The 24,146-nt window shown below is 63.9% G+C and carries 23 protein-coding genes and 1 tRNA gene; 22 read left to right on the top strand and 2 right to left on the bottom strand.

Going from position 1 to position 24,146, the window contains the following annotated elements:
• The first annotated feature begins 136 nt into the window (after positions 1-136).
• Positions 137-222, top strand: a tRNA-Leu gene (locus tag NUW12_09030).
• A gap of 382 nt (positions 223-604) precedes the next feature.
• Here NUW12_09030 and NUW12_09025 read toward each other — a convergent pair.
• Entirely contained in the window at positions 605-850 is a 246-nt protein-coding gene (locus tag NUW12_09025) for a DUF1540 domain-containing protein (GenBank protein MCR4402908.1), read from the bottom strand.
• Positions 851-1,152: 302 nt separating this feature from the next.
• Between NUW12_09025 and NUW12_09020 the strand changes: the two genes are divergently transcribed.
• The 9 genes from NUW12_09020 to NUW12_08980 all read left to right on the top strand — a co-directional run bounded on the left by NUW12_09020 (position 1,153) and on the right by NUW12_08980 (position 11,213).
• On the top strand, positions 1,153-2,679 hold the full coding sequence (locus NUW12_09020; protein MCR4402907.1) for a hypothetical protein: 1,527 nt from the start codon (positions 1,153-1,155) through the stop codon (positions 2,677-2,679).
• Between the two features lie 335 nt (positions 2,680-3,014).
• Positions 3,015-3,704, top strand: coding sequence for an N-acetylmuramoyl-L-alanine amidase (locus NUW12_09015; GenBank protein ID MCR4402906.1), 690 nt, complete (start codon positions 3,015-3,017; stop codon positions 3,702-3,704).
• Positions 3,705-4,329: 625 nt separating this feature from the next.
• Positions 4,330-4,911: a GNAT family N-acetyltransferase gene (locus NUW12_09010; GenBank protein ID MCR4402905.1), complete on the top strand. Its 582-nt coding sequence runs from the start codon at positions 4,330-4,332 to the stop codon at positions 4,909-4,911.
• A 79-nt stretch (positions 4,912-4,990) separates the two neighbouring features.
• Positions 4,991-5,908 (top strand): ABC transporter ATP-binding protein, encoded by a 918-nt coding sequence (locus NUW12_09005; GenBank protein MCR4402904.1) that lies wholly within the window; start codon positions 4,991-4,993, stop codon positions 5,906-5,908.
• The gene (locus tag NUW12_09000; GenBank protein ID MCR4402903.1) at positions 5,908-6,993 is read left to right on the top strand and encodes an ABC transporter permease; all 1,086 of its coding nucleotides are present in this window, start codon (positions 5,908-5,910) and stop codon (positions 6,991-6,993) included. Before NUW12_09005 ends, NUW12_09000 begins: the two co-directional genes overlap by 1 nt.
• 168 nt (positions 6,994-7,161) lie before the next feature.
• Complete coding sequence (locus NUW12_08995) at positions 7,162-8,835, top strand: alpha-amylase family glycosyl hydrolase (protein ID MCR4402902.1); 1,674 nt, start codon at positions 7,162-7,164, stop codon at positions 8,833-8,835.
• A 229-nt stretch (positions 8,836-9,064) separates the two neighbouring features.
• Positions 9,065-9,433, top strand: a complete 369-nt coding sequence (locus NUW12_08990; protein MCR4402901.1) for a GntR family transcriptional regulator — start codon at positions 9,065-9,067, stop codon at positions 9,431-9,433.
• The gene (locus tag NUW12_08985) at positions 9,433-10,518 is read left to right on the top strand and encodes an ABC transporter ATP-binding protein (protein ID MCR4402900.1); all 1,086 of its coding nucleotides are present in this window, start codon (positions 9,433-9,435) and stop codon (positions 10,516-10,518) included. The genes NUW12_08990 and NUW12_08985 overlap by 1 nt, the downstream gene beginning before the upstream one ends.
• Positions 10,512-11,213: an ABC-2 transporter permease gene (locus tag NUW12_08980; protein ID MCR4402899.1), complete on the top strand. Its 702-nt coding sequence runs from the start codon at positions 10,512-10,514 to the stop codon at positions 11,211-11,213. The genes NUW12_08985 and NUW12_08980 overlap by 7 nt, the downstream gene beginning before the upstream one ends.
• Positions 11,214-11,507: 294 nt before the next feature.
• On the opposite strand, the gene NUW12_08975 is transcribed toward NUW12_08980, so the two are convergent.
• Positions 11,508-12,458: a prenyltransferase gene (locus tag NUW12_08975; GenBank protein ID MCR4402898.1), complete on the bottom strand. Its 951-nt coding sequence runs from the start codon at positions 12,456-12,458 to the stop codon at positions 11,508-11,510.
• Positions 12,459-12,975: 517 nt separating this feature from the next.
• Between NUW12_08975 and scfA the strand changes: the two genes are divergently transcribed.
• From scfA to NUW12_08915, 12 genes are all read left to right on the top strand, one after another.
• Positions 12,976-13,122, top strand: coding sequence for a six-cysteine ranthipeptide SCIFF (scfA, locus tag NUW12_08970; protein ID MCR4402897.1), 147 nt, complete (start codon positions 12,976-12,978; stop codon positions 13,120-13,122).
• Positions 13,056-14,744 carry a thioether cross-link-forming SCIFF peptide maturase gene (gene scfB / locus NUW12_08965; protein MCR4402896.1) on the top strand — a complete coding sequence of 563 codons (1,689 nt, stop codon included), beginning with the start codon at positions 13,056-13,058 and terminating at the stop codon, positions 14,742-14,744. The genes scfA and scfB overlap by 67 nt, the downstream gene beginning before the upstream one ends.
• A gap of 356 nt (positions 14,745-15,100) precedes the next feature.
• On the top strand, positions 15,101-16,405 hold the full coding sequence (gene thrC / locus NUW12_08960; GenBank protein MCR4402895.1) for a threonine synthase: 1,305 nt from the start codon (positions 15,101-15,103) through the stop codon (positions 16,403-16,405).
• Between the two features lie 2 nt (positions 16,406-16,407).
• Positions 16,408-16,944: a cupin domain-containing protein gene (locus NUW12_08955; GenBank protein ID MCR4402894.1), complete on the top strand. Its 537-nt coding sequence runs from the start codon at positions 16,408-16,410 to the stop codon at positions 16,942-16,944.
• Between the two features lie 131 nt (positions 16,945-17,075).
• On the top strand, positions 17,076-18,011 hold the full coding sequence (gene arcC / locus NUW12_08950; GenBank protein ID MCR4402893.1) for a carbamate kinase: 936 nt from the start codon (positions 17,076-17,078) through the stop codon (positions 18,009-18,011).
• Positions 18,012-18,053: 42 nt separating this feature from the next.
• A complete protein-coding gene (hydA, locus tag NUW12_08945) occupies positions 18,054-19,469 on the top strand; it encodes a dihydropyrimidinase (GenBank protein MCR4402892.1) in 1,416 nt (471 codons plus the stop codon).
• Between the two features lie 8 nt (positions 19,470-19,477).
• The gene (locus tag NUW12_08940) at positions 19,478-20,707 is read left to right on the top strand and encodes a YgeY family selenium metabolism-linked hydrolase (GenBank protein ID MCR4402891.1); all 1,230 of its coding nucleotides are present in this window, start codon (positions 19,478-19,480) and stop codon (positions 20,705-20,707) included.
• Between the two features lie 62 nt (positions 20,708-20,769).
• Positions 20,770-21,759 carry an ornithine carbamoyltransferase gene (locus NUW12_08935; protein ID MCR4402890.1) on the top strand — a complete coding sequence of 330 codons (990 nt, stop codon included), beginning with the start codon at positions 20,770-20,772 and terminating at the stop codon, positions 21,757-21,759.
• Entirely contained in the window at positions 21,756-21,920 is a 165-nt protein-coding gene (locus NUW12_08930) for a hypothetical protein (GenBank protein ID MCR4402889.1), read from the top strand. The genes NUW12_08935 and NUW12_08930 overlap by 4 nt, the downstream gene beginning before the upstream one ends.
• Before the next feature lie 35 nt (positions 21,921-21,955).
• Positions 21,956-22,486 (top strand): (2Fe-2S)-binding protein, encoded by a 531-nt coding sequence (locus NUW12_08925; GenBank protein ID MCR4402888.1) that lies wholly within the window; start codon positions 21,956-21,958, stop codon positions 22,484-22,486.
• Entirely contained in the window at positions 22,462-23,097 is a 636-nt protein-coding gene (locus tag NUW12_08920; GenBank protein ID MCR4402887.1) for a nucleotidyltransferase family protein, read from the top strand. The genes NUW12_08925 and NUW12_08920 overlap by 25 nt, the downstream gene beginning before the upstream one ends.
• Before the next feature lie 231 nt (positions 23,098-23,328).
• Positions 23,329-24,105, top strand: coding sequence for an XdhC/CoxI family protein (locus tag NUW12_08915; protein MCR4402886.1), 777 nt, complete (start codon positions 23,329-23,331; stop codon positions 24,103-24,105).
• The last annotated feature ends 41 nt before the right edge of the window (positions 24,106-24,146 follow it).

Genomic DNA, 24,146 nt, shown 5'->3' with positions numbered 1-24,146 from the left:
GGGGTGACATTTTCTCAGACCGCTTACAGGGTGACATTATCACAGGCCGACGACAGACGGCTGAACGTGTGTTGACATTTCGCGATGAGCGGACTATAATCATTGACATAGAAAGCTCAATACGCTTGAGGTATGTGCCCGGGTGGCGGAAATGGCAGACGCGCACGTTTGAGGGGCGTGTGGGTAACCCCCGTACGAGTTCAAGTCTCGTCCCGGGCACCATCCTTTGTACCGCCTTTGTAACGCGCAGCGAAGGCTGGTACGGCTCAGCGCCCAGGCTCGATCCCGGGCACTAGTCATTAGGGCCGGAGCGACAGTTGCGCCAGCACACCCGTGCTGGCGCGTTTTTCGTTTGCGTCGCCCGTCGCCTGGCTGCGGCCTCCTGACGCGACAGGTCCTGCGTTTCCGCTCCGGCCATCGCCGCAACTGGGTGACGGTGCAGCCGTGAAGGTCCAGCGCGGTCGGTTCGGAGCCGGCACTGTTCGAGGCGGGCGCCGGGGCTTTGGGCCCCGCTCGATCAGCCGTGGAGGCGAATCTGGAGAGGGGAGAGCCCCGGCCGACGCCGCCAGCAGGAGGGCCGCTAGCGGGAGAGCAAGGTGCCCGCTCACATGCGCTGCACGCTGTCAACGTGGGTCTTGTCCGACCCTTTCTGGACAAACGTCTTGCAGCAGGTCTCCTCACACCTTCCCGCGGGGGTTGGCGGTGCCGTTGACGCCTGCGGAGCGTCGAAACTATCCGGCTTCTGCTGGGCTAGCCTGTCTGAGGTGACCATGATCTGAGACGCACCGCAGATGTTGCCGTTCTTCCAGTAGTGGCAGTTGCTCACGCTGCACATTATCCTGTTGTCCACGTCACGAGCTCTCCTTTCGTAAGCGGGGTGGCTTTCCGGTCCGGATTGGGACCCGTACCCGTCTTGCGTCTATTGTGTCCCGCCGCGGCGCGCCCTATGATTTCGGACGGGCGCGACCGGGCGATGCGCCTGGCCCTCTTCCTGTCATTCCCTGGCGGCAGGACTGCGCCCTAAGCAGGATCTGCGGGGGACGGCAGCGAAATAGCGGGTGGAAATGCGCCTTCCGGGACTGCGTGCTTTCGCGCTGACGCAGGCTCGGAAGGCGAACGCATCATATGACGGAAGAGGATGATCGTGCCATCATGAGGTCGAGATCGAAGCGTGGCGCTCCTCGTTTCAGTCCCCTTACGAGAACCATTCGGCTGCCCGAGAGACGGGTCGCACGGTTCCTGCGAACGTGCGTGGTCGTGCTCGCTCTCATGACTGCGCTGCCCGCCGCCGCGATCGCCGGAGCGGGGGGAGAAGACAGCCTTCGATCGGGGCGTCAAACGCAGTACGAGGGGGTGGGCGCGAGTCCGGGGCGCGTCGTGGTCAAGGGAGAGGGGAGCCCGCTCCTCTACATAGGCGGAACGCTGGCTGTCACCGCTGAGGTGTTCCTCGGCGAGATCCCCGCTGGACCAGAGGATCCTGGGGGCTCGGGCGACGCCGGCGCGGACAGCGGTGCTGGCGCGGACGGCGACCCTAGCACGGGCGGCGAGCCAGGCACGGACGCCGAAACAGGCACGGACGGCGACGCTGACACGGACGCCGATACAGGCACGAACCCCGGCGATGACTACTTGCCGCCGAGGCCGTCCGGCATCACGCTCCCCAGCATCGGGCAGGACCTGGATCTGATGGTCGACGCGAGGTTCGGTGAGAGCATCCAGGCGTTCGCCCGTCTCTCAATGCAGGGGTTCTGGGGCGTGGGCAGCCCCAGCGACGCGAGCCCGTGGATGCCCGCAATGGCGCGTCCTCTTCTGGTCGACGAGGCCTGGGCGAGGTACGCCGGCCGGGGCTTTCAGGTCTCTGCGGGAAAGCGCAGGTTCTCATTGGGTCCCATCGGGCTCCTCGGCAGGACCGATCTCGAGGCGCCCGAGGGCGTATACGCGGACGTCGCGGCGCACGGCCTGGCTTTCACCGGGGTGTGGGCCAGGCTGAGCTCGGGCTACTACTACAATAGCTCGTTCGTCACGCGGGCTGATGACCTCCTGGCGTTGAGGGTGGAAAGGCCGTGGGAGCACGCGTCCATGGCGCTGACATACCTCGTCAGCGGTCTTGGGGACGAGTCCGGCGTGTCCGTGGATGTCTCCTTGGACGCGCTCGGCCGGTCGATCGCGGCTGAGGCGGCGCTTTTCAGATCGAGTTCCACCCTATATCCTGAGTTCCGCACGGATGGATGGGTGCCCGCTCTCGCCGTCAGGGCAGATATCTTGAATACGCCTGTCCACAGGCTCACGCTGTCGTATGGGAGGATCGCGCCGAGGTTCGCGCCGTACTACTCTAGCGTAGCTTCGCGCTCCGGCGGGCAGGGCCTTCCGTTTGACCAGAACACCGAGGGCCTTTCGATCGGCTACGACCGGCGAGTATCCGGCGACACGGAGGCGAGCGTGGGTGTGACTTGGCTGAGGTTCGTCGACGAGGCCGCGGCGCACGGCGGATCTCCCGAGAACGGGGAGCAAGAGAGCAGCTTCGCTCAGGCGGACATCACGCCCACTCTGGCCGTGTCTGTGAGGCTAACAAGAGAGCTCAGCCCGAACACCAGCGCCAGGGCGTGGTACGAGCATTGGTGGACCGAGACAGGAAGGAGCTACGGCAGGCTCACGGCCGGCTTGGCCATCAACTTCTGAGGTGTCCGGCCCCCCTGTGGGCCTCCGAGGAAGTTCCGCGAGACTCGTGGCTGTTCGCTTGAGGCGGTTCGGGGCTGTCGGGGAAGGCCCGGCGGGCTCCTCGCACGCCTCGTCCACGGACCTGAGATGTCTAGGCCGGTACGCCGCCCCCGTGGAGGCGCAGCGGACGCGGTGGAGGAGGCGAGGGAGGGACTCGCGGACCTGACCGGGGGCGGGGCCGAGCAGGGGCGACTAAGCGAGTGCGGACGAAGCGAGTCAAGACGAAATGAGTGAAGACGGGATGAGGGAAGACGAAACGGCTGAAGACGAAGCGAGTGGGAGTGAGATTGAGAAGCATGATGGTAGAGCGCACGGTCAGAGTGGTTACGACAGGAGTTGGCAGGGCGAGAGCGATTGCGGTGTGCGCTGCGGCGTTGACCGCCGCGCTGACCTTGGCGGTCGCGTCGCCTGCGGCGTTCGCGCGCGGCGGGCTTCAGGGAGTGAAGATCTTCATCGACCCCGGGCACGGCGGACCAGAGCCCGGCGCCATAGGACCCTCCGGGCTGCGCGAGGCCGACGTGAACCTTCGGGTGGCGACGGCCTTGCGGAACTGCCTCGTCGAGTACGGCGGCGCCACCGTGAAGATGTCACGGACCGGCGACGTCGACGTGACCCTCGGTGAGAGGACCACAGCGGCGAACGAGTGGGGCGCTGACAGATTCATCTCTGTCCATCACAATGCCTCGTACAATCAGAGCTACAACGCGACCGAGACGTACGCATACACGTACGCCGGCGCAACCGCTCTCGATCTCCGTAACGACGTCCACCGGAGGCTCGTCGCTGGGCTTGGGCTTCCCGATGGAGGGGCGCGCACCGCTAACTTCTACGTGCTCAGAAACACGTGGATGCCGTCGATCCTGACGGAAGCGTCCTACATCAGCAACCCGTATCAGGAGGCGCGGCTCAGGGACATGGGTTACACGTGGCGCGAGGGATACTACATCTACCTCGGTATCGCGGACCACTTCGGCGTCCAGCCTTGAGGGGGCGGCTTCTGAGCCTCATGCGTATGCTCATGCGTGTGCTCATGCGTATGAAAGGGGGCCCCCTCTTGAGGGTTTCCGGAGTCTATAGCAGCTTGCGGGCTGCTCCGTGCAGCGGCGCACGCGGCGGGCGGCGATACCCATCGTCGCCCGCTGCCGCCCGCCGACGAGCGCTGCCGCGCGTCGCCGTGCGCTGCCGTCCGCCATCGTGCGAGGCCGTCAGCTGTCGTCCGAAGCCGCGCGAGGCCGCGCTAGGCCGCGCGAGGCCGCGCCAGGCCTTGCGACATCGTGCCAGGCCGTTCGACACTGCTTGCCACCGTTTGACGTTCGCCACCGTTTGACGCCGTTCGGGTGAGTCCCGCCCGTCACGGCTGTCCAGGACAGCATGTTCCTCACACCCTCGTCCTGCGTGCCTTCCTCCTTCGAGTGACACCAAGACCTCATCTCCTCCTTGCGCCGCGAACCTCGCCTCCTCCACTGCAGACATTCACTTCATCCGGTGCCGCCGCGATCTCTTTGAGTGGAGCCGCGTCAGTCTTCAGGATTTTCGCAGATGAATCCCTCTTGCCTGGGTATGATTACCTGTGCTACTATTAGCGCAGTACGCCGAAGGGAGAGACGGCCAATGTTGCGCGGCGAGAGGATCGTGCTCCGGGAGTTCAGGCGCGAAGACCAGGATGCCGTCCAGCGCTGGGTGAACAACGAGAACATAAACCGGTACCTTTCCTTTCCGCTGTTCCCGCAGTCGTCGGAGCAGACCGCGGAATTCGTCGACCGACAACTGCACCAGCGCGGCGTTCCGAACGAGGGAGTCTTCGTCATCGCCATGAAGGATGATCCTAAACTTGAGTACATAGGCTCTGTGGGACTTCACAACATCGATTACAGGAACCGCCATTGCGAGCTCGGCATCGTCATAGGCCGCGAAGATCTCCTTGGAAAGGGCATAGGCAGGGAGGCGATCAAGCTGGCACTGGGTTTCGCCTTCAACTTCCTCAACATGCACAAGGTGAACCTGCGTGTTTTCGAGTACAACGAGCGCGGGCGACGGTGCTATCTGAGTTGCGGTTTCAAGGAAGAAGGGCGCATCCGCGAACAGCGCTTCTATGACGGTAGGTACTGGGACGAGATCATCATGGGGATCACGAGGGACGAATTCCGGTGCAGCCGCGATATGAGGGGCGACGACGACGGGCGAGAGAGCTGAACGCGGCGGTGAGCGCCGCACAGCGGGGCGCGTGCGTCCGCGAAGACGCCCGAGAAGACATTGGGAAAGGGGGATGAGGATGGAGGACGCTGTGGTCGTTTCGGGCCTCACCAAGGCTTACGGCAGGACTGTGGCGGTTGACGGCCTCGATCTCAGGGTAGAGTGCGGCCAGGTATTCGGCATGCTCGGCCCCAACGGGGCGGGCAAAACCACGACAGTGGAGATCCTTGTAGGGCTTCGTTCGCGCGACGCCGGTGACGTGCAGGTGCTGGGCATGGACCCCGCGAGGCAAGGCAGGGAGGTGCGCTCGCGCATAGGAGTGCAGTTGCAGGCGCGCGGACTGTACCCTCGTCTCACGGTGAAAGAGGTCATGACGCTCTTTGCCAGCTTCTATCGGCGAACCGTTCCCGTGGACGACGTCATCGAGCAGGTCGGCCTTACTGCGAAGGCGGGCACGATGGTGCGAGCCCTCTCGGGCGGGCAGACGCAACGGCTCGGGGTGGCCATCGCGATGGTGAACGACGCGGACTTGGTGTTCCTGGACGAGCCCACGACCGGGCTCGACCCTCAGGCGAGGCGAAGCTTGTGGGATGTCATACGGAGCATCCGCAGCCGCGGCAAGACGGTCTTCCTGACCACCCACTACATGGACGAGGCTGAGAGGCTGTGCGACAGGGTGGCGGTCCTGGATCGCGGCAAGGTCATTGCGTTCGGCTCCCCTGCGGATTTGATCGCCCAGCATTCTCAGGAGCAGGCCATCGAGTTCTCCAATTCCCTATCAGCCGACGATGAGACGCTCGGAAGATTGCCGGGAGTGAGCCGCGCTCGCTGCAGCGGGAACAGCGCCACGCTCTACACGCGCGACGTGCCGGCTACTATGGCCGCACTGATGCAGCTCTCGACGGACGGGGGCTTCCACCTGGACGACGTCATAGTGAGGCGAGCCACGCTTGAGGACGTGTTCCTGAAGCTCACGGGAAGGAGGATACGAGAGTGATGAGGACCTTCTGGCAGCTCGTGCTCGCCAACGCGCGGGATATCGGACGCGACAAGATGAGCCTGTTCTGGTTCTTGCTCTTTCCGGTGATCTTCATATTGCTCTTCGGCTTCATATTCTCAAACGAAGGGACTTCCACGTACGACGTGGGGATCGTGTGTGATTCGGGAAACCCACTGGGTGAAGGGTTGCTCGAGGGAGCCAAGTCGGTCCCGGTCTTCAGGACCCACACGGGGGATAGGGAGAGCGAGCTTCAAGCCCTCAAGAAGGGCGAGAGGAGCCTGGTGGTGGAGGTGCCCTCGCCTTCCTTCGCAGCGCTGATGGGCGGCGGTGAACCCCTCGAAGTGCGCGTGTACTACAACGAAACAAAGCCCACGGCCAGGCAGGTCCTCGTGCCTGTCGTGGAGCAGATCCTCGACGAGGCGGAAAGGCGCATGACCGGCAGGCCCAGGATCCTCCAGGTCGTGGCGCAGCCGGTGGAGAGCGCTGATCTGCGCATGGTGGACTTCATCCTCCCCGGCATCTTGGCCATGGCCCTCATGCAGTTGGGGTTGTTCGGCGCGATGCGCGCGGTGAGCCTGCGCGAGCAGAAGGTGCTCAAGAGCCTCGGCGCGACACCTTTGAGGAGAGGGCTGCTCCTAGTGTCGGAGGTCGTAGTGAGAATAACGATGGCCCTCATCCAAACCGTTCTCATCGTCGTGATAGGATACACGGTGTTCCGCGTCAAGATCCTCGGCAGCTGGCCCGCTCTCCTTGGCGCGGTGCTGTTGGGGGCGCTCACGTTTGTGAGCATGGGCTACATGATCGCGGCATTCCCCAAGACCGAGGAGGCCGGGGTGGGGTTCGTGCAGATCGTCCAGTTCCCAATGATGTTCCTCTCCGGAATCTTCTTCCCCATCGAGATAATGCCGTCGTTCCTGCGTCCTGTGGTGAGGGCCATGCCGCTCAGCTATCTCGGAGACCTTCTCCGCCAGATCATGGTGGCGGCGCCTCCGGAGTACAGCCCGGCTACTGACGTCGGAGTCCTCGTAGCGTGGGCCGTCGTTTCCTTCATCGTTGCCGCAAGGTTCTGGCGGTGGGAGTGATGGCTCGAAGCCTCAGAGAGGCCAGGCGGGACAGATGATGTCCCGCACGTTCGGAAAGTGAGGAAGAATGTTCTTTTGCCCAGCGTCCAGGCTCGCCGCTATAATGAAAATGCCGGATGCGGGCTATGCCTTGACGCTCCGGCCCGTGTGGTGGGAGGAGGCAGGAAGTTGGGCGAGGTCTTCGAAGGGCTCGGCCCCGCGCGCGCAAGCCGTGGGGTCAAGTTTCGTTATTTCAACCCGCGCGCCTCTCGGGCTTACATCGCCGGCGAGTTCAACAACTGGCAGGCGACGGACTGGGAGATGTGCAGGCATTCCAACGGAGTGTGGGAGACCGTCGTTCCGTTGGGAGAGGGAGCGCACGAGTACAAGTTCGTCGTGGACGGAGAGTGGACGCGCGATCCGCACAACCCGTGCATGATGCTCAACGAGCACGGCACGGTGAACTCCGTGGTGGAAGTCGCGCCAGGCGGGGAGGTGCGCACTCCGGCGCCGCGGCAGGAGGCCTGCGGATTCGGAAGGTTCAAGGCGGTCACAAGCCCTGACTGGGTGCGCGATGCCGTGATCTATGAGGTGTTTCCGCGGGTCTTCAGCGATGAAGGCAACCTCGAGGGCGTGACGAGGGGGATCCCCCGTATCGCGGACCTGGGTGCCACGTGCATTTGGCTCATGCCGATTCACGATATCGGTAGGCGCGGACGAAAAGGGAGTCTCGGAAGCCCATACGCCATCTACGATTACCTGAGCATACACCCTGACCTTGGGACTCCGGAGGACCTCAGCCGGCTCGTGAGGACCGCGCACGACCACGGCATTCGGGTCATCATGGACTTCGTCGCCAATCACAGCGCGCTCGATTGCCCCCTGACCGTGGCGCACCCCGAGTGGTATCGGAGGGACGCGCACGGCAACATCCAATGTGCGGGATTCGGCTGGGATGACGTGGTCGCCTTCGACTACACCAGCGCCGAGCTACGGGGCTACATGATTAAGGTTATGCGCCACTACGTGGAGGAGTTCGACATAGACGGGTACCGGTGCGACGTGGCGGCGCTCGTGCCCACGGACTTCTGGAGGGCGGCGAGGCGGGCTCTGAAGGCTGTCAAACCCGACGCGCTCCTGCTGGCGGAGTCGCACGAGCCGGCTCACAATGCGGCCGCCTTCGACGTCACTTACGAGGAGACTCTTCCCAAGATCCTTGAACAGGTCCTGTCAAGCGGGCTCCCAGCCAGAGCGGTCAAGGACTTGATAGAAAACGACCGACGTTCGTTCCCGATGGACTCGTTGAGGTTACGCTACCTCGAAAACCATGACCAGCTTCGGGCGATGCATACGCTCGGGCGCAGGGGCTACGAGGTCGCGGCGACCTGCCTTTTCACCCTTGACGGGATTCCTCTCATATACAATGGGCAGGAGATAGGCGAAGAGGAGAGGCCGTCGCTGTTCGATCCCTTCAAGATTCGATGGGAAGCCGGTGACCCTGTCGTTATCGCCATGTACAGGGATCTGTGCAACATGAGGCGGCACACTCCCGCCCTGCGGCGCGGATCGCTCACTTTCCTCGACATGACCAGGGAAGACGCCGGTCTTGCCTATTACAGGGAGCACGGTCGCAGTCGTGTCCTGGTGGCGCTCAACTTCACAGGCGAACTGGTCCGCACGAAGTTGGCAGCGCCTGGCGGCCGTCTTGCGGGCATAGACCATGAAGCCGTGTACGTCATGCGGGCCCTGAGGGGACAGTTGTCTCCATGCCCTGCGAGCGTGCGCGGAAGTGATCTCTGTTCGCTCGAACTCGCTCTGGAACCGTACGGCGTGAAGGTGCTTGACATTCGTGAAGGCGCTTGACGTTCAGGACCGGGCTTGACGGGCTTCGCACCGCCTTGCGCTCAATCAAGTGTGCTGGGCATCTCGAGTCGACTCGAGTCGGCTCGATCAGAAGCATCAAAGCACAGAAGTATCAAAGCAGCGCCTCAACCTCGAAGCAACGGCTCCCCACCAACGTCCGTTCCACTATTGACTTCTGCCAGCAGTGTGTCTATACTGTGTATAGACGATATACACAGAGCGTGAAGCGATGCACATAGCCATCTCATACAACAACCCCGTGCCCTTGTACAAGCAAATAGTGGACCAGATAAGAGAGAAAGTGCTGTCAGGCGAGCTTGCGGCGGGCGGAAGCCTGCCGTCAATTCGTCAGCTCGCTGAGCAGGTGGGAACGAGCGTGATAACGACGAAGAGAGCCTACGCGGAGCTCGAGGCGGAGGGGATCATAGTGACGCGGGCGGGCTTGGGCTCGTTCGTGGCGGATTTGGACGCGGGGCGCCTGAAGGAGATTCGAGTGCGATCCCTCCGGGAGCGGCTTTCGGAGATCGTGGCAGAGGCGCGGGGAAGCGGAGTCACCGACGAGGAGTTCCTGCGACTTGTCAGGGAGGCGATGGATTGATGGGTGTGAGAACGCAAGCGACGGCGACCACGCGCGGGGGAGCAACGGTGGACGAGAACGCGAGGGGAACGAAGGCAGCGGCAATGAGAGCCGCGGCGTTAGCAAAGGGCTCCGGGGACCCCGATGCCCCCGCGCTCGCGCTGTCGGGCGTGGGCAAGCGGTACCCCAAGTTCGAGCTGAAGGAAGTGTCTTTCGTGCTGCCCAGGGGGTACATCATGGGGTTCATCGGACCAAACGGCGCGGGGAAGAGCACGACCATCAAGATAATCATGAACATGGTGAGGAAGTCCGCAGGCACCGTCGCGGTGCTCGGCCTTGACCACGTGACTTGCGAGACCGAGGTGAAAAGGCACATTGGCTACCTGGGCGAAGAGCCCCACTTCTACCAGGAGGTCACTCCAGCATGGCTTGGTGCCTTCGTCGCCAAGTACTATCCGACATGGGACGGCCGCCTTTACGCCTCGACCCTGGAGAGGTTTGGGATCGAGCGCTCCAAGCCCGTGAAGTCGCTTTCCAAGGGCATGAAGGTGAAGCTCGGACTTGCCCTCGCCCTCTCGCACCGGCCAGAGCTCCTCATACTCGACGAGCCGACGAGCGGGCTGGACCCGGTCGTGCGCCATGACGTCCTGTCGGAGCTCATGTCGGTCATCCAGGACGAGAGGCGAAGCGTGTTCTTCTCGACCCACATCACCCAGGACGTTGAGAAGGTCGCGGATTACGTTACGTTCATCAACGAGGGAAAGGTCGTCATCTCGGACGTGAAAGACGACGTGCTCGCCAGATGGAAGAGGGTCTCCTTTCCGCTTCCCTTGCTGCCTGAGGACGGTGGAGCGCGCGACCCCGCCCATCTCGAGAGGGCTGTCGCCGAAGCCCGGGCGAAGGTGGAACGAGCCGTGCGCGGGACCCTCGGCAGGGCGTTTGCAGCGCACAAGATCGAGGACCTAACGTTCACGGGTATAACGTCCGCCTTCTCTGAAGACGTTGAAAGGGAGATCCGCAGTCTCGCGGGTACGAAGCCGCGCGTGCTCCCAGTCTCACTGGACGACATCTTGGTGGCGATCGTGAGGGGGAATGAAGCGTGCTAGACCTCGTGTGGAAGGACCTAATCCAGGGCAGGAGGATGTTGGCTTTCTACCTGGTGGTCGGGGCGGTGATCGCGACGAGTCTCGCTTTCGCGCTGAAGGATGTCGGCGCGGTGGTCGCACTCCAGATGACTCTCTCGGTGTACGGGTACGCGATCAGGTCCACCTACGACGAGGACAAGAACCGGGCGCTCCTGTTCCTGAAGGGGCTGCCTCTCTCTGACGCGGCCATCGTGACAAGCAAATTCCTGTCGACGTTCATGGTGGCCGTCGTCTTCGCGGTGTTTTCCGGAGGGCTTGCCGTGGTCGCCCAGGGGATCATCGCTCCGAGGGTCGGGACGTGGGCGGCGCCGGGGGACGCGGTGGTCACCTCGAGCCTGGTCCTGGGGAGTTTTCTCTCGGTGGCCTCGTTCTTCGGAGTGCTCCTGGTCGTCCTGGCGGTGTACCTCGCGATGTTCTTCTGCCTCGGATATGCGAGGGCGGCTGCTTACAACCGCATGGTGATGTTGGGCGTGTTCGCAGTCGCAATGGCCGTGTCCGCTGCTATCGGGCGCGCGCAAGTGCAGGCGCCCGCCTGGGCGGCGACCCTGGGGCGATCCGTGTGGCTCCCCTTGCTGGTGGCCGGCGCGGGCATTGTGCTCTACGTCGCGGGGTGCCTTGTGTCCATAGGATGGGTGCGCGCGCACGACTGGTCCTAGTCCCAGGGCCGCAACGCAGTCGCCTGTGCCCTGGGACACGGGTTCATGGCGGCAACGAGGACGCGGCCTCCGAGCAGTGTGCAAACCCCAGACGCCAGAACAGAGGGCGGTGGCCGGAGGCCGCGAGCCGGGACTGAGCTGGGGCCGAGAACGCCTCGCAGGTGTTACCCGTGCGGATGTCGCGCACAACGCGTCCTCGGCCTCAAGGATGTGAGTTTGGCGAGCCGAGCGTGGCTGGTCGATCGCAGCGAGCGAGACCTCATCGGCGCTAGCCGACCTGCAGCGAAGGGGCAACTACGATGGCAACCACCGGCCCATCAACATCCCTGCGATGAGCCCGGCGCCCGTGAGGATGTAGGTCTTCACCGTGCCGGCGTTGGCCGGTACGAGTTCCTGAGTGGAATCGTACGCAAGCCAACACACCCTCGCGGCGCGGAACGCCTCGATGCCTCCCGCCAGGCCGAGAATGGCCCACGGGTTGCCAAAATACGCGGCGACGCCGACCACTGCCAGCTCTGCGCTGCCGAGGAGCCAGGCGTACACCACCCTCGCCCTTGCCTTCCCCAAGCGAACGACGAGATTTCGCTTGTTCGCTCGCTTGTCCGCCTGGAAGTCAGGGAATTCGTTGATCCAGAGGACCGTCGCTATCAGGATGCCGAGAGGCACGCCGAGCGCGAGAGGCCTGGCTGAAAGCTCCTGAGCCAGGACCACGTACGTGCCGAGCGACAGGAGCGGGCCGAAGGTCACCCCTACGACGAGCTCTCCCAGACCACGGTAGCAGAAGGAGAGGGGCGGCGCGCTGTACGCGAGAGCCAGGAATCCGCCGAGCGCCGCGATCCAGAAGGCGTGGGGGGTTCGGAGGAAGCCTATGGCCGCACCGACGATCGCGGCCACTGAGAAGCTGCCCACGGCTATCCACACGGCGTCCCGCTCTGACAGCAAGCCGCCGGTTATGGTCTTCTTGCCACCCGAGAACGGAGTGGCGTCCTCGGGGGACACGAACCTGTCCGCGCCGGAGCGCCAGTCCACCACCTCGTTTACGGCGTTCTTACCCACTTCCACCGCGTAGATCCCGATGAGGGTGAGCACGAACCATCCCACAGCGAAGCGGCCCGTGTCCGCGTACGCGAGCGCGCCCGCCGCGAACATGGGAACAGTGGACGCGACCCATATCTTCGGGTCGGCGAGTTGGACGAACCCTCGCATGCGCCGCGATGGCGACGGGGACTGTGTGGCCGATGACATGAGCTCCTGCCTCCCAGCTTGTGATTTGGGATTCCGTGGCGATCTCGACGGGCGGCCGAGCGGCAGTGCCGTGGCGCCATGCTGCAAGAGACGCGCCGAAGCGTGGCGAGGCCTCACCGAGTCACGCCGCTCGCAGGGATGCATCACGCGGCCTTTGGCCGACGCTGCTGCTCACTCGATCGAGAATCGAGGGTCCCGATGATTCTGGGACAATTATAGCCTCACGGCGCGGGGTGGACAACGTCCGTACGCGCGGTTGCTGGGGAAATTTGAGCCAGTGGCTTTCGCAGGAGAAGAGGCTGATGCTATAATGTTCCGTGGAACATCCCGGGTTTCCGTTTGGGAGCGGGGTACCGAGCCGCCTTGACCTGGGAGTAGGCCGGACCCGGGGACGCGTGTCCGGCACTGGCGATCAATGGTGTGGCACATCGCACATGTGGCACATCGCACAGAAGTGCGCGGTGCCTCGGCAGTACATAGCGAAGGGAACGTGATCGGAGTGACGCGGAAGGGCTCGATGAAGCACATTCGCACGGTGAGCGCAGGATCCACCAAGGCCGGCCTTGCCACGGGCGGCTGCAAGGAGTGTCAGGCGTCGTGCCAGTCGGCGTGCAAGACATCGTGCACCGTCGGCAATCAGGTGTGCAGGCAGCGCGGGAAGTGAGCTCGCAGGACCTCTGGCGACAGCGTCAACGAGAGACTGCCGCGGGGCGCGGATGCGCGGCGGGCCAGGGTGACGGCGCGGCGCGGCAAACGAGGATGGGTCGGCGGGCCGGAAAGGCCGGAACGGACGGGGAGACCGGAGGGGCCGGACAGACCGGAGGCGCTGGCGAACCTCGAGTGGCTCGGAACGTAGGGGACGCTCTGAGCGAAACGCGGGACGCCGTGGGATCGTATGGAGTGCTCAAGGAGGCCAATTGGCACGTTTTCTCGGTGCTCGGAGTGAACCTGCTTCTCGATGTGAAGACAGGCGGTCTCCACGAGCTAGACGAAGTGGCCGCCGATGTAGCCGCGGCTTACGGGGGCTCGAGAGACCGGGGCTCGAGAGACGAGGTCATCCGAAAGCTCGGGTCCGTTCATACGGAGCAGGCGGTGGCGGAAGCGTACGACGAGATCGACGAGATGGTGTCCACCGGCCGGCTGTCTCCTCCCTTTGCCCCTGACGAGCCGTACGAGCCCGCGGGCGAGGTCCTCGTCAAAGCCCTTTGCCTACACGTGGCGCATGATTGCAACCTCAGGTGCCGGTATTGCTTCGGCAAGACCGGGAGCTTCGGCATGACGAGGGAACTCATGCCCGAGCGGGTGGCGCGTGCCGCGATGGACTTCTTGCTCGCCCGGTCGGGCAAGCGCCGCAATCTCAACGTGGACTTCTTCGGCGGCGAGCCTCTCCTCAATTTCAGCGTGGTGAAGTCCACCGTAGAGTACGGGCGGGCGGAGGCTGACCGCCTCGGGAAGCGTATCGATTTCACTTTGACCACCAACGCAGTCCTCCTCGACGATGACGTGGCCCGCTTTCTCAACGAAAACGACATGCTCGTGGTGCTAAGCCTCGACGGACGAAGGGAGACGCACGACAGGATGCGCGTCGCGCCGGGCGGCGGCGGTAGCTACGATGAGGTGGTCCCCAGAGTGAAGCGGTTCGTTGCGAGCCGCCGGCCTGAGTCGTACTTCGTGCGGGGCACCTATACCAGGGCGAACCTGGACTTCGCGTCCGACGTCTTGCACCTTGCGGACCTTGGCTGCCTCAGCATATCAGTGGAGCCCGTGGTTGGGGCGCGCGACGCATCGTATGGGATCCGCATGGAGGACCTCGATGCCATCGGCCGCGAGTATGAACGCCTGGCGGAGCTTTTCGTGGAGCGACAGCGCCGGGGAAGCGGGTTTTCTTTCTATCATTTCAACGTCGATCTCGAAGGCGGTCCGTGCCTTGCGCGACGCCTTTCGGGCTGCGGCGCGGGTGTGGACTATCTGGCCGTGGCGCCCGACGGAGGCATCTACCCTTGCCACCAGTTCGTGGGACGACGCGACTTCCTCATGGGCGACGTATTCAGGGGAGAGACCGACCGCGCGCTCGTGGAGAGGTTCCGGGGCGCCCACGTTTACACGAAGCGGGGATGCGCAGCGTGCTGGGCCAGGTTCATCTGCAGTGGCGGGTGTCATGCAAGCGCATACGCGTCGTCGGGGGACATCCTCATCCCTGATCCCGTGGCGTGCGCCATCCAGAAGAAGCGCATTGAGTGCGCGCTGGCTGTGCAGGCCTTGCGAGATACACAGGCTGCGTCTTGACCCAGCGGCCGCGCCCGTGCCTTGTTTCGTTCGGCCATCTCGTGGTATCACTAGGTGTGGAAGCGGGGTGGTCGCAGTGCGTGGACGCAGGGATCCCCGCGGAATGACGCCGCGCATAGCATCGGCGCTATGAACGCCAACATCCTTCCGGATTCCTCGCCTCGAACTCCGAGATGGGAAGAGGAAAAAGCCTCTTGCGATCAGAGCGCGAAAACATTCCTGAAATAGAAGGATCTCTTCAATGTGAATTGAATATGTACTCTAGTGTTAAGCCACGCTAAACATCCCCTCCTGAGCTTGGATTCTCCTGTCAGGGGGTGTTCGTGGGCATTCCGGGAGGACGGCGGGTGGAACACATAAGGCACCTCGAGTGCACCTCGTGCTGCGGAGTCGTCGAGGAACGTGGCGGCGCGCTCACATGCCCGTCCTGCGGAACTGAAGGCATCCTGGATGTCGTATACGACTATGACGTCATTGCGGGCGCGATGGACAGGATGGGGAGGCACAGCGGGCGGGACGCGAGACGCGCCCGTCTCAGGCGCGACTGCTTCGCCGCCACCGGCGAGAGCTCCATGTGGCGCTATCTGCCATTCCTGCCGGTCGATCCCGCTTGGGAAAAGCCGCCGCTTCGCGTCGGGTGGACCCCGCTTTACGACGCCAAACGGCTTGCCCGCGCCCTCGGTGCGCGCTCCCTGTTCGTGAAGGACGAAGGAGTGAACCCCACCGGATCGCTCAAGGACAGGGCATCGGCCATCGCGGCAGTCCGGGCGAAAGCGGCCGGCCGGCGCGTCGTCGCCTGCGCGTCCACGGGGAATGCCGCGTCTTCGCTCGCGGGGTGTGCGGCTTCGATGGGGCTCCGGTCGAGCATCTTCGTGCCTCGGCGGGCACCCCGGGGCAAGCTGATGCAGCTGCTCCTATACGGCGCCACCGTCGTCTCAGTGGACGGCTCTTACGGAGACACTTTCTCGCTGTCGGCGGTGGCCATCGAGAGGTGGGGCTGGTACAACCGCAACGCGGCCATCAACCCTTACCTCGTCGAGGGCAAGAAGACCGTGAGCTTCGAGATTTGCGAGCAGCTCGGCTGGCGTGCGCCCGATTGGGTGGTCGTTTCCGTCGGCGACGGCTGCACCGTAGCAGGCGTGTACAAGGGCTTTCATGACTTCCACAGGACCGGGTTGATAACGCATATCCCGCGCATCCTCGGCGTTCAGGCCGCGGGATGCCGGCCGCTCGTTGAGGCTTTCAAGTCCGGCGCCGACAGCGTCCGTCCGTGGCCCGAGGACACCGTGGCAGACAGCATCGCCGTTGGCGTGCCGCGCAATCCGGCGAAAGCCCTGAAAGCGGTGCGCCTGTCGGGGGGAGACATGATCGCCGTGCCGGACGACGAGATCCTCCGCGCCATGAGGCTGCTGGGTTCGACGACCGGTGTCTTCAGCGAGCCTGCGGGCGCCGCGAGCCTCGCGGGTCTCTGCGCCGGCTTGGAAAGCCGCATCATAGGTCGTGAAGAGACTGTGGTCATCATAGCAACCGGCAACGGGCTCAAAGACATAGTCAACGCTGAGCGGGCGGCGCCGCCTCCCATCGAGGTTGGGACGGGCATCGAGGAACTGGGGCCGATCCTCGAGGCGCGTGCCCGAGATCTTCTAGTGCAGGGGGAATGACGTTGCTCGGGAGGAAGATACGTGAGAAACGTCGAGAACAGGGCAAGAGCTTGAGCGAGCTGGCGGCTCTGACCGGGCTCACCGCGAGCTTCTTGAGCCAGGTCGAGAGAGACGTGGCCGAGCCGTCCATAACGTCGCTCCGCAAGATCGCGGAGGCGCTGGATGTTCCGATATTCTACTTCCTGCTCGACTCAGACGGGTATAGTCCCGTAGTCAGGAAGGACAGCCGCAAGACTCTGAAGTTCCCGAGGTCTCATTTGGCGTTCGAGCTACTGTCGCCGGATCTCAACAGGCAGATGGAGGTCATGATGGCCACGCTCGAGCCCGGCACCTCCACGTGCGATGAACCCTTGGCGCATCCCGGCGAGGAGTGCACTGTGGTGCTTCAGGGGGCCATGGACATTGAGGTGGGCGGCGAGCGCTACCACCTCGAGGAAGGGGACAGCATCTATTACTATTGCGCGATCCCACACAGGATCACGAGCGTGGGAGAGAAGGATCTCGTGTTCATCTCGGCCATTACACCGCCGGCGTTCTAGGCCAATCGGGCCGTTCCGTTGGGGGCAGCTCGGCGGAGCCGGAAGGGTCGGCGGGGAGAGCGAGACGCGTTCCTGAAGAGCAGGTGTCCTCAGGACCCATTGACCGGACATCCGGGGGAGGAGAGGGCAAGGTGCAGACGACGATCGTTGTTGCGCTCGGTGGCAACGCCATTCTGAAACCCGGTGAGAAGGGCACGCCTGAGCAACAGATGGCCAACGTCAGGTCCACGTGTGGAAGCATCGTCCAGCTCCTGAAAAGGGGCAACAGGGTGGTCATCACCCATGGCAACGGGCCGCAGGTCGGGAACATCCTCATCCAGAACCACACGGCGCGCGACATCGTCCCGGCGATGCCGCTAGACGTGTGCGGCGCAGAAAGCCAAGGACTCATCGGCTACATGATCCAGCAAGCCATGCACAATGAGATCGTGCGCGCGGGGCTCCGTGCCTCGGTGATCACCGTGCTCACGCAGGTGGTGGTGGACCCCGCTGACCCCGCCTTCTCCAACCCTACCAAACCGATAGGCCCGTTCTACTCTGAAGAAGAGGCGAGACGTTTCATGGCGGAACGGGGCGAGGTGTGGAAGGAGGACGCGGGCCGCGGGTGGCGCAAGGTCGTTCCATCGCCCCTCCCCGTGCAGATATTCGAGAGACGTGCCATAGAGAGCCTCCTCGACAGCGGCGAGGTCGTCATCGCGGCGGGCGGCGGAGGCATCCCCGTCATCAAAGAGGGAGATACGTTGCGCGGTGTCGAGGCGGTGATCGACAAGGATCTAGCTAGCGCCAAACTCGCGACGGACATCGGTGCCGACGTGCTTCTGATCCTGACGGACGTGGAGAAGGTCGCGCTGAACTACCGCACGCCGTCGCAGGTGTCCTTGGACAGCATGACCATCGAGGAAGCCAGGCGCTACATGGCTGAAGGGCACTTCAAGGCGGGAAGCATGGGCCCGAAGGTTCAGGCGTCCGTGAACTTCGCTTCGGCCGGCGGGACTTCGATCATCGCGTCACTCGACAAGTGCCTGGAAGCCCTCGATGGCATGAGCGGCACGAGGATATCGCGATAGCGACGGCGCGCCTGGGGCATGCGGAAAGGGGGGAGGGTCCACGTGGACTTCCTCATCAGAGGTGGGACCGTGGTGACGGCGGACGGGGAGTCCCGCTCGGACGTGGCTGTGGACGGCGGGAAGATCGTCTTCGTCGGTGATGACGCGCCCGCAACTCCAGAGGCCGTGGTCTTGGACGCGTCAGGCAAGTACGTGCTCCCCGGAGTCATAGACGCGCATACCCATTTCGCCCTCCGATCGCGCGGCGCGGTCACCGCTGATGACTTCGCGTCCGGCACGCAGGCCGCGGCGAGCGGAGGCGTGACGTGCGTCGTTGACTTCGCGGACGAGGTGCCAGGGGTCCCGATGACGACCTCGGCGCGGGCGCGCGTCGACGAAGCGGGGGCGAGCGCTGCAGTGGATTTCGCCTTGCACATGACCGTGACGAAAGCGCCTGCGGACCTCCCGCGCGAGATGGCTGAGCTCGCGAGGATGGGGGTGGGGGCTGTCAAGCTCTTCACGACGTACCGGTCCGCCGGCTACCTCCTGGAAGACGCGGACTTCCTGGCCGTGTCAGACGCGGCGAGCAAGGCGGGGCTCCTCGTCACGGTCCATGCTGAGGACAATGACACCGTGGAACGTCTTGAATCCGCGCTCCGAGCTCAGGCGAGGACGTCGCCGTCGGTGCACTCAAAGTCGCGTCCGCCGGAAGCGGAGGCGATGGCAATTCGAGACGTTGCCGCGCGGCTCGGAAGCGCCGGTATCCCCGTGTATTTCGTGCATGTCTCCAGCGCGGCCGGGCTCGATGCGGTCCGAGAGGCACGACGACTGGGCTACCACGTGTATGCTGAGACGTGTCCGCACTATCTCCTCTTGACCCAGGAGGTCTACCTTGGCGACACTGCTCGGGAATTCATCATGACACCGCCTCTCCGAACGGCGGCGGATACGGCTGCGCTCTGGGACGCCGTCCTTGGCGGCGAGATAGACGTCATAGCCACTGATCACTGTGCGTTCACGCGGGAGCAGAAGACCATGGGCGCAACTTGCTTCGACGTCCTGCCGGGGGTGCCCGGGGTCGAGACCCTGCTTCCCCTGGTCTACCATGAGGGCGTGGTGCGGCGCGGCATGGCTCTCCCTGACATGGTGAGGATGCTCTCGTACAACCCGGCGAGGCTGTTCGGGCTCTATCCCCGGAAAGGGACGATCGCCCCGGGTTCTGACGCGGACATCGTTGTCTTCGATCCCGGATGCGCTCGCACGATCGGCGCACAGGGCGTGGTTTCACGGGCGGGATACACGCCCTACGAGGGAATGCGGGTCGAGGGCGTGTCCAAGATAACCATGGTACGTGGACGGGTCGTATGGGCGAACGGCCAGTTCGTCGGGACGCCGGGATGGGGGCGCTTCGTTCCGGCCGCGACGGAAGGCCTCGGCTTGCGCGAGATGCGTGGGCCGGAGGAGTCGAGGAAGGGGTAGAGGGAGGTATGGATTTGAACTGCGACGCCATGGACAGGGAGAGAGCGCGGAAGCTGAGGGAAGCCGTGGAGAGGTACAGGGAGCACATCGCTGCCTTCCTACGGGAGCTCATCGCCATACCTAGCACCAGCACGAATGAGGGGGCGTGCATCCGAAGGATCCGCGACGAGATGGCAAGGGCCGGGTTCGATGACGTGAGGATAGACGCGATCGGCAACGTCATCGGCACCATGGGTGCCGGGCCACGCAAGATACTGTACGACTCCCACATCGACACGGTGGGAGTTGGAGACCGCTTGGCGTGGAGATGGGATCCGTTCGAGGGCAAGTACGAGGACGGCGTGATATATGGACGGGGCGCTTCCGACAACAAGGCGGCCATAGCGTGCATGGTGTGGGGCGCGAGGGCGATGAGAGACCTCGGCCTCCTGCCCGATGACGTGACTTTGTACGTAGCCGGGGTCGTGCAGGAGGAGGAGTGCGACGGGTGGGCGGTTCATGAGATGATCACCACTCAGGGGATCGCGCCTGAGTGCGTGGTGTTGGGGGAGTGCACCAACCTTCAAGTCCACCGGGGACACCGCGGCCGGTGCGAGATCAAGGTGACCACGAAGGGCAGGTCATGCCATGCGAGCGCACCCGAGCGCGGGGTGAACGCCGTCTACAGGATGATGCCGATAGTGGCAGGGATAGAGGCTCTAAACTCGAGGTTGAAGGATGACCCATTTCTCGGGCGCGGCACCGTCGCGGTGACGTTCATCGAGTGCAAGACCGGGTCGCTCAACGTAGTGCCGGACGAGTGCACGATCTGCGTGGACAGGCGGATGACCGTGGGAGAGACCGCCGAATCGTGCATCGAAGAGATCCGCTCCCTTCCCGGGGCGGAGGATGCCGAGGTGAGCCTGTTCACTTACGACTCTATGAGCCACACCGGGTACCGCGCAAGGTGGGAGAAGTCATTCCCGGCATGGTCCTTGGATGAGGGCCACCCGCTCGTGCAAGCGGGCGTGAGGTGCGCCGAGGTGCTCTTCGGCGAGAGGCCCCGTACAGGCAAGTGGGTGTTTGCTACAGATGGCTCCGCCACCATGGGCAGGCTTGGCATTCCCACCATCGGATTCGGGCCGGGCGAGGAGAGACACTCTCATTCCGTGGACGACCAGGTCAGCGTGGAACATCTCGTGAAATCGGCCATGCTCTACGCCGCTTTCCCGGCGGTCTACCGGGAAGTGACGTCGTGACGCGCCGGTGACGCCAACCCATTGACGGCAAGGGAGAGAAAGGGAGAGAGGAGGAACGCGCTGTGCACTCGCTGTTGCGCGGCAAGCATTTCATCACGACCCAGGAGTGGACGCTGGAAGAGCTGGAGATGGTACTGGACGTAGCGTGGGACCTCAAGAAACTCTTCGCCATGGGAGTGCCCCACCGTTACCTGCAAGACAAGACTCTTTTCATGATGTTCTTCGAGCAGTCCACCAGGACGCGGAACTCGTTCGAAGCCGGGATGACCCAGCTGGGCGGGCACGCCCACGATCTCACGCCTGACAAGCTCCAGATAAGCCACGGAGAGTCCGCCAAGGACACGGCAATGGTGCTCAGCAGGTACGGCCACGGCATCGCCATAAGGAACTGCTTCTTCGGAATAGGCAACAAGTACATACGTGAGGTCGCGAAGTGGTCGAGGGTCCCCGTTTTCAACATGCAGTGTGACATCTACCACCCTTGCCAGGCGCTCGGGGACCTCATGACCATAAGGGAGAAGTTCCCCGGCGAGATGCGCGGGCGAAAATTCGTGATGTCGTGGGCATATGCTCCGAGCTACATGAAGCCCATGTCCGTTCCCCAATCGCTCATCCTCCTCATGACGAGGTTCGGTATGGACGTGACCCTAGCTCATCCGCCGGGATTCGAGCTGATGCCAGAGGTCATGAAACAAGCCCAGGACAATGCCAGGCAGGCCGGGGTCAAGTTTGAGGTCGTCCATGACATGGACGCGGCCTTCGAGGGGGCGCACGTGGTCTACCCGAAGAGCTGGGGTGCGCTCATGACGACCCAGGACAAGGACGAGTCCATGGCCATCGCGAAGAAATACACCGACTGGATATGCGACGAGAGGCGCATGAGGCTCACCGCGGAGGACTCCATCTATATGCACTGTCTCCCGGCGGACCGCGGCTACGAGGTCACTGAAGAGGTGATAGACGGTCCCCACTCGGTGGTGTTTGACGAGGCCGAGAACAGGCTGCATGTGCAGAAGGCGCTCCTTGCGCTCTGCATGGGCGGGCGGCCGTGAAGCTGACGCTCGCGGCGATGGCGAGAGCGACGCGGGCGGATGCGGAACAAGTGGCGCGGTGGGGCCCGACGAGAACGAGCCGCAGGCTTGTGCGCGTGGCGGCGTTTGCTTGGGGGCGGGAGCACGTGAGGGCGAGGACGAAGGCAGGTGGTCTTGGGTGAGCGAGAGCGGTCATTGTTTCGACGTCAGCCTCTGCGTGAACGGTCGCGACGTTAGGGCGAAGGTGCCCGCGACCCGCACCTTGCTGGACTTCCTCCGCGACGACTTGGGCCTGACCGGTGCGAAAGAGGGGTGTGGCAAGGGGGAGTGCGGGGCGTGCACCGTGCTCGTCGACGGCAAGCCCGTGAATTCCTGCCTGATGCTGGCTTACCAGGCGGACGGGAGACGTGTGGAGACAATCGAAGGCCTCGAGCACGACGGCCGGCTTCACCCGATCCAGGAGGCCTTTGTCAGCGAAGGCGCGGTGCAGTGCGGCTTCTGTACACCGGGCATGATCATGTCAGCTAAGGCGTTGCTGGACTCCAACCCCAATCCCACGAGGGAAGAGGTCCTGCGGGCGATATCCGGCAACCTTTGCAGGTGCACGGGGTATGCAAAGATAATCAAGGCCATTGAGGTAGCTGCCGCAAGGCTGCGCATGGCGCGTGGGGTGGAAGAGAGCGGTCGTTCGGCGGCCGACGGCGCTCTCAAGGAGGCGGAGGGTTGCGCCGGGCCCTCACCGGAATGAGCTGCGGCGCCGTGATCCTGGCAGCGGGAGAGTCGCGCAGGATGGGCAGGCTGAAGCAGATCCTCCCCTGGGGCGATCGCACCGTGGTGGAAGCCGCGGTGGACGCGGCCCTAGGGGTGCCCTGTATAGACGAGGTCGTGGTCGTGGTGGGACACGAAGCCCACAGGGTGGCATCGGTCCTCTCGTCGCGCCCAAGGCCTAGGATGCGCGTGGTCGAGAATTGTGACTATCTCCTCGGGATGCTCTCGTCGGTCAAGGCCGGGGTAAAGGCGCTCGATCCAGAGACAGAGGCGTTCCTCGTCGCCCCGGCGGATCAGCCCGGCATCTCGTCGCGAGACTACGCCCTCGTCGTTCAGGCTTATCGGTCCGCGCTGCCTCCGGTGGACATCGTGGTGCCGACGTGCCGCGGTCGTGGCGGGCACCCAACGCTGTTTGCGGGCTCGCTCAGACAAGAGGTGCTGGATCTTCCCTTCGAGGGGCACGGACTGCGAGACCTTGTCGCGCGCCACGAGGGCCGGGTCCTCCGGGTGGAGTGCGACAGGCCGGGGATGGTGCAAGACCTGGATACAGCCGAAGACTACGAACGGGCTCTGCAGACGATGAGGGGATAGAGACGATTCGCGGAAGCGACTTGCCGCGGAAGGGACTTGCCTTGGAAGCCCTTATCGGCGTTGTGGAGGAAAGCGAGAAAGGACTGACTTGCCATGAACACGGAGCGCGAGAGTGGAGTGGGATCTAGGCCAGATGCGAGGTGTGAGTCTCCGTCCGGGTCGCCCTCCGGCTATGTCGTCGCATCTTCGCCTCGCCGACCCGTAACCGGTGGGTCGCGGCTTGCTGATTCCGTGGCTATTTACAAGGCGATAGCAGCCCTCATCGACGAAGGCGGGAGCGCCGCGCTGGCAACAGTGATCGCGACCCAGGCGTCGTCCCCTGGCCTGCCAGGGTTCAAGATGCTGGTTTTCGCTGACGGAGCGACTTTCGGCACGGTCGGCGGGGGGGCCCTTGAGGCCCGGATCATCCGCGAAGCGCTTGACGCCTTGGCCGAAGGCAGACCGAGGCTCGTCGAGGTGGAGCTCGCGCCGGGTACCCAGGACAGTCTGGGCATGATCTGCGGCGGCACCGCAACGGTTTACATCGAGCCGATAGCGCCCAGGCCAAGGGCGGTGGTATTCGGCGCGGGGCACGTGGGCGCGGCCGTGGCTCACATCGCGACCGTGGCCGGGTTCAGCGCGGTGGTCGTGGACGACCGGCCGGAGTTCGCGGATAGGGAGAGGCTCGTGGCGGACGACGTGGTCGTCTCGGACCTCGGTGAAGCGGCGCGAAAGGTCCCCATGGACGCCCGGACGTACGTGGTGATCGTGACCCGAGGCCACGCCCACGATCGGGAGGTCCTTGCCGAGTGCTTGAGACGCAGGCCACGTCCTGCTTACGTCGGGATGATTGGGAGTAGATCGAAAGTGCGCGCGACGTTCGAGGCGCTGCTCAAAGAGGGGTTTTCCCAAGAAGACGTGGCGTTCGTGCACGCGCCCATAGGTCTCGACATCAGCGCCCGGACCGCTCAGGAGATCGCCGTAGCAATTGTGGCGGAGATGATCGACGTCAAGAACAAACGCGAGTGAGAGAGCTTGCGGGTTCTTGGTCGAGCGCGGCAGCGAGCCAA

Source organism: Bacillota bacterium (assembly GCA_024653485.1).
Lineage (GTDB): Bacteria > Bacillota > SHA-98 > UBA4971 > UBA4971 > UBA6256.
Note: the sequence above shows the minus strand (reverse complement) of the source record. Positions and strands in the feature narration are given on the sequence as shown.

Coding starts and splice junctions, on each gene's coding strand:
- NUW12_09020 (MCR4402907.1), top strand. CDS start 1,153: ATGAGGTCGAGATCGAAGCGTGGCGCTCCTCGTTTCAGTCCCCTTACG.
- NUW12_09015 (MCR4402906.1), top strand. CDS start 3,015: ATGATGGTAGAGCGCACGGTCAGAGTGGTTACGACAGGAGTTGGCAGG.
- NUW12_09010 (MCR4402905.1), top strand. CDS start 4,330: ATGTTGCGCGGCGAGAGGATCGTGCTCCGGGAGTTCAGGCGCGAAGAC.
- NUW12_09005 (MCR4402904.1), top strand. CDS start 4,991: ATGGAGGACGCTGTGGTCGTTTCGGGCCTCACCAAGGCTTACGGCAGG.
- NUW12_09000 (MCR4402903.1), top strand. CDS start 5,908: ATGAGGACCTTCTGGCAGCTCGTGCTCGCCAACGCGCGGGATATCGGA.
- NUW12_08990 (MCR4402901.1), top strand. CDS start 9,065: ATGCACATAGCCATCTCATACAACAACCCCGTGCCCTTGTACAAGCAA.
- NUW12_08985 (MCR4402900.1), top strand. CDS start 9,433: ATGGGTGTGAGAACGCAAGCGACGGCGACCACGCGCGGGGGAGCAACG.
- NUW12_08975 (MCR4402898.1), bottom strand. CDS start 12,458: ATGTCATCGGCCACACAGTCCCCGTCGCCATCGCGGCGCATGCGAGGG.
- scfA (MCR4402897.1), top strand. CDS start 12,976: ATGAAGCACATTCGCACGGTGAGCGCAGGATCCACCAAGGCCGGCCTT.
- NUW12_08940 (MCR4402891.1), top strand. CDS start 19,478: ATGGATTTGAACTGCGACGCCATGGACAGGGAGAGAGCGCGGAAGCTG.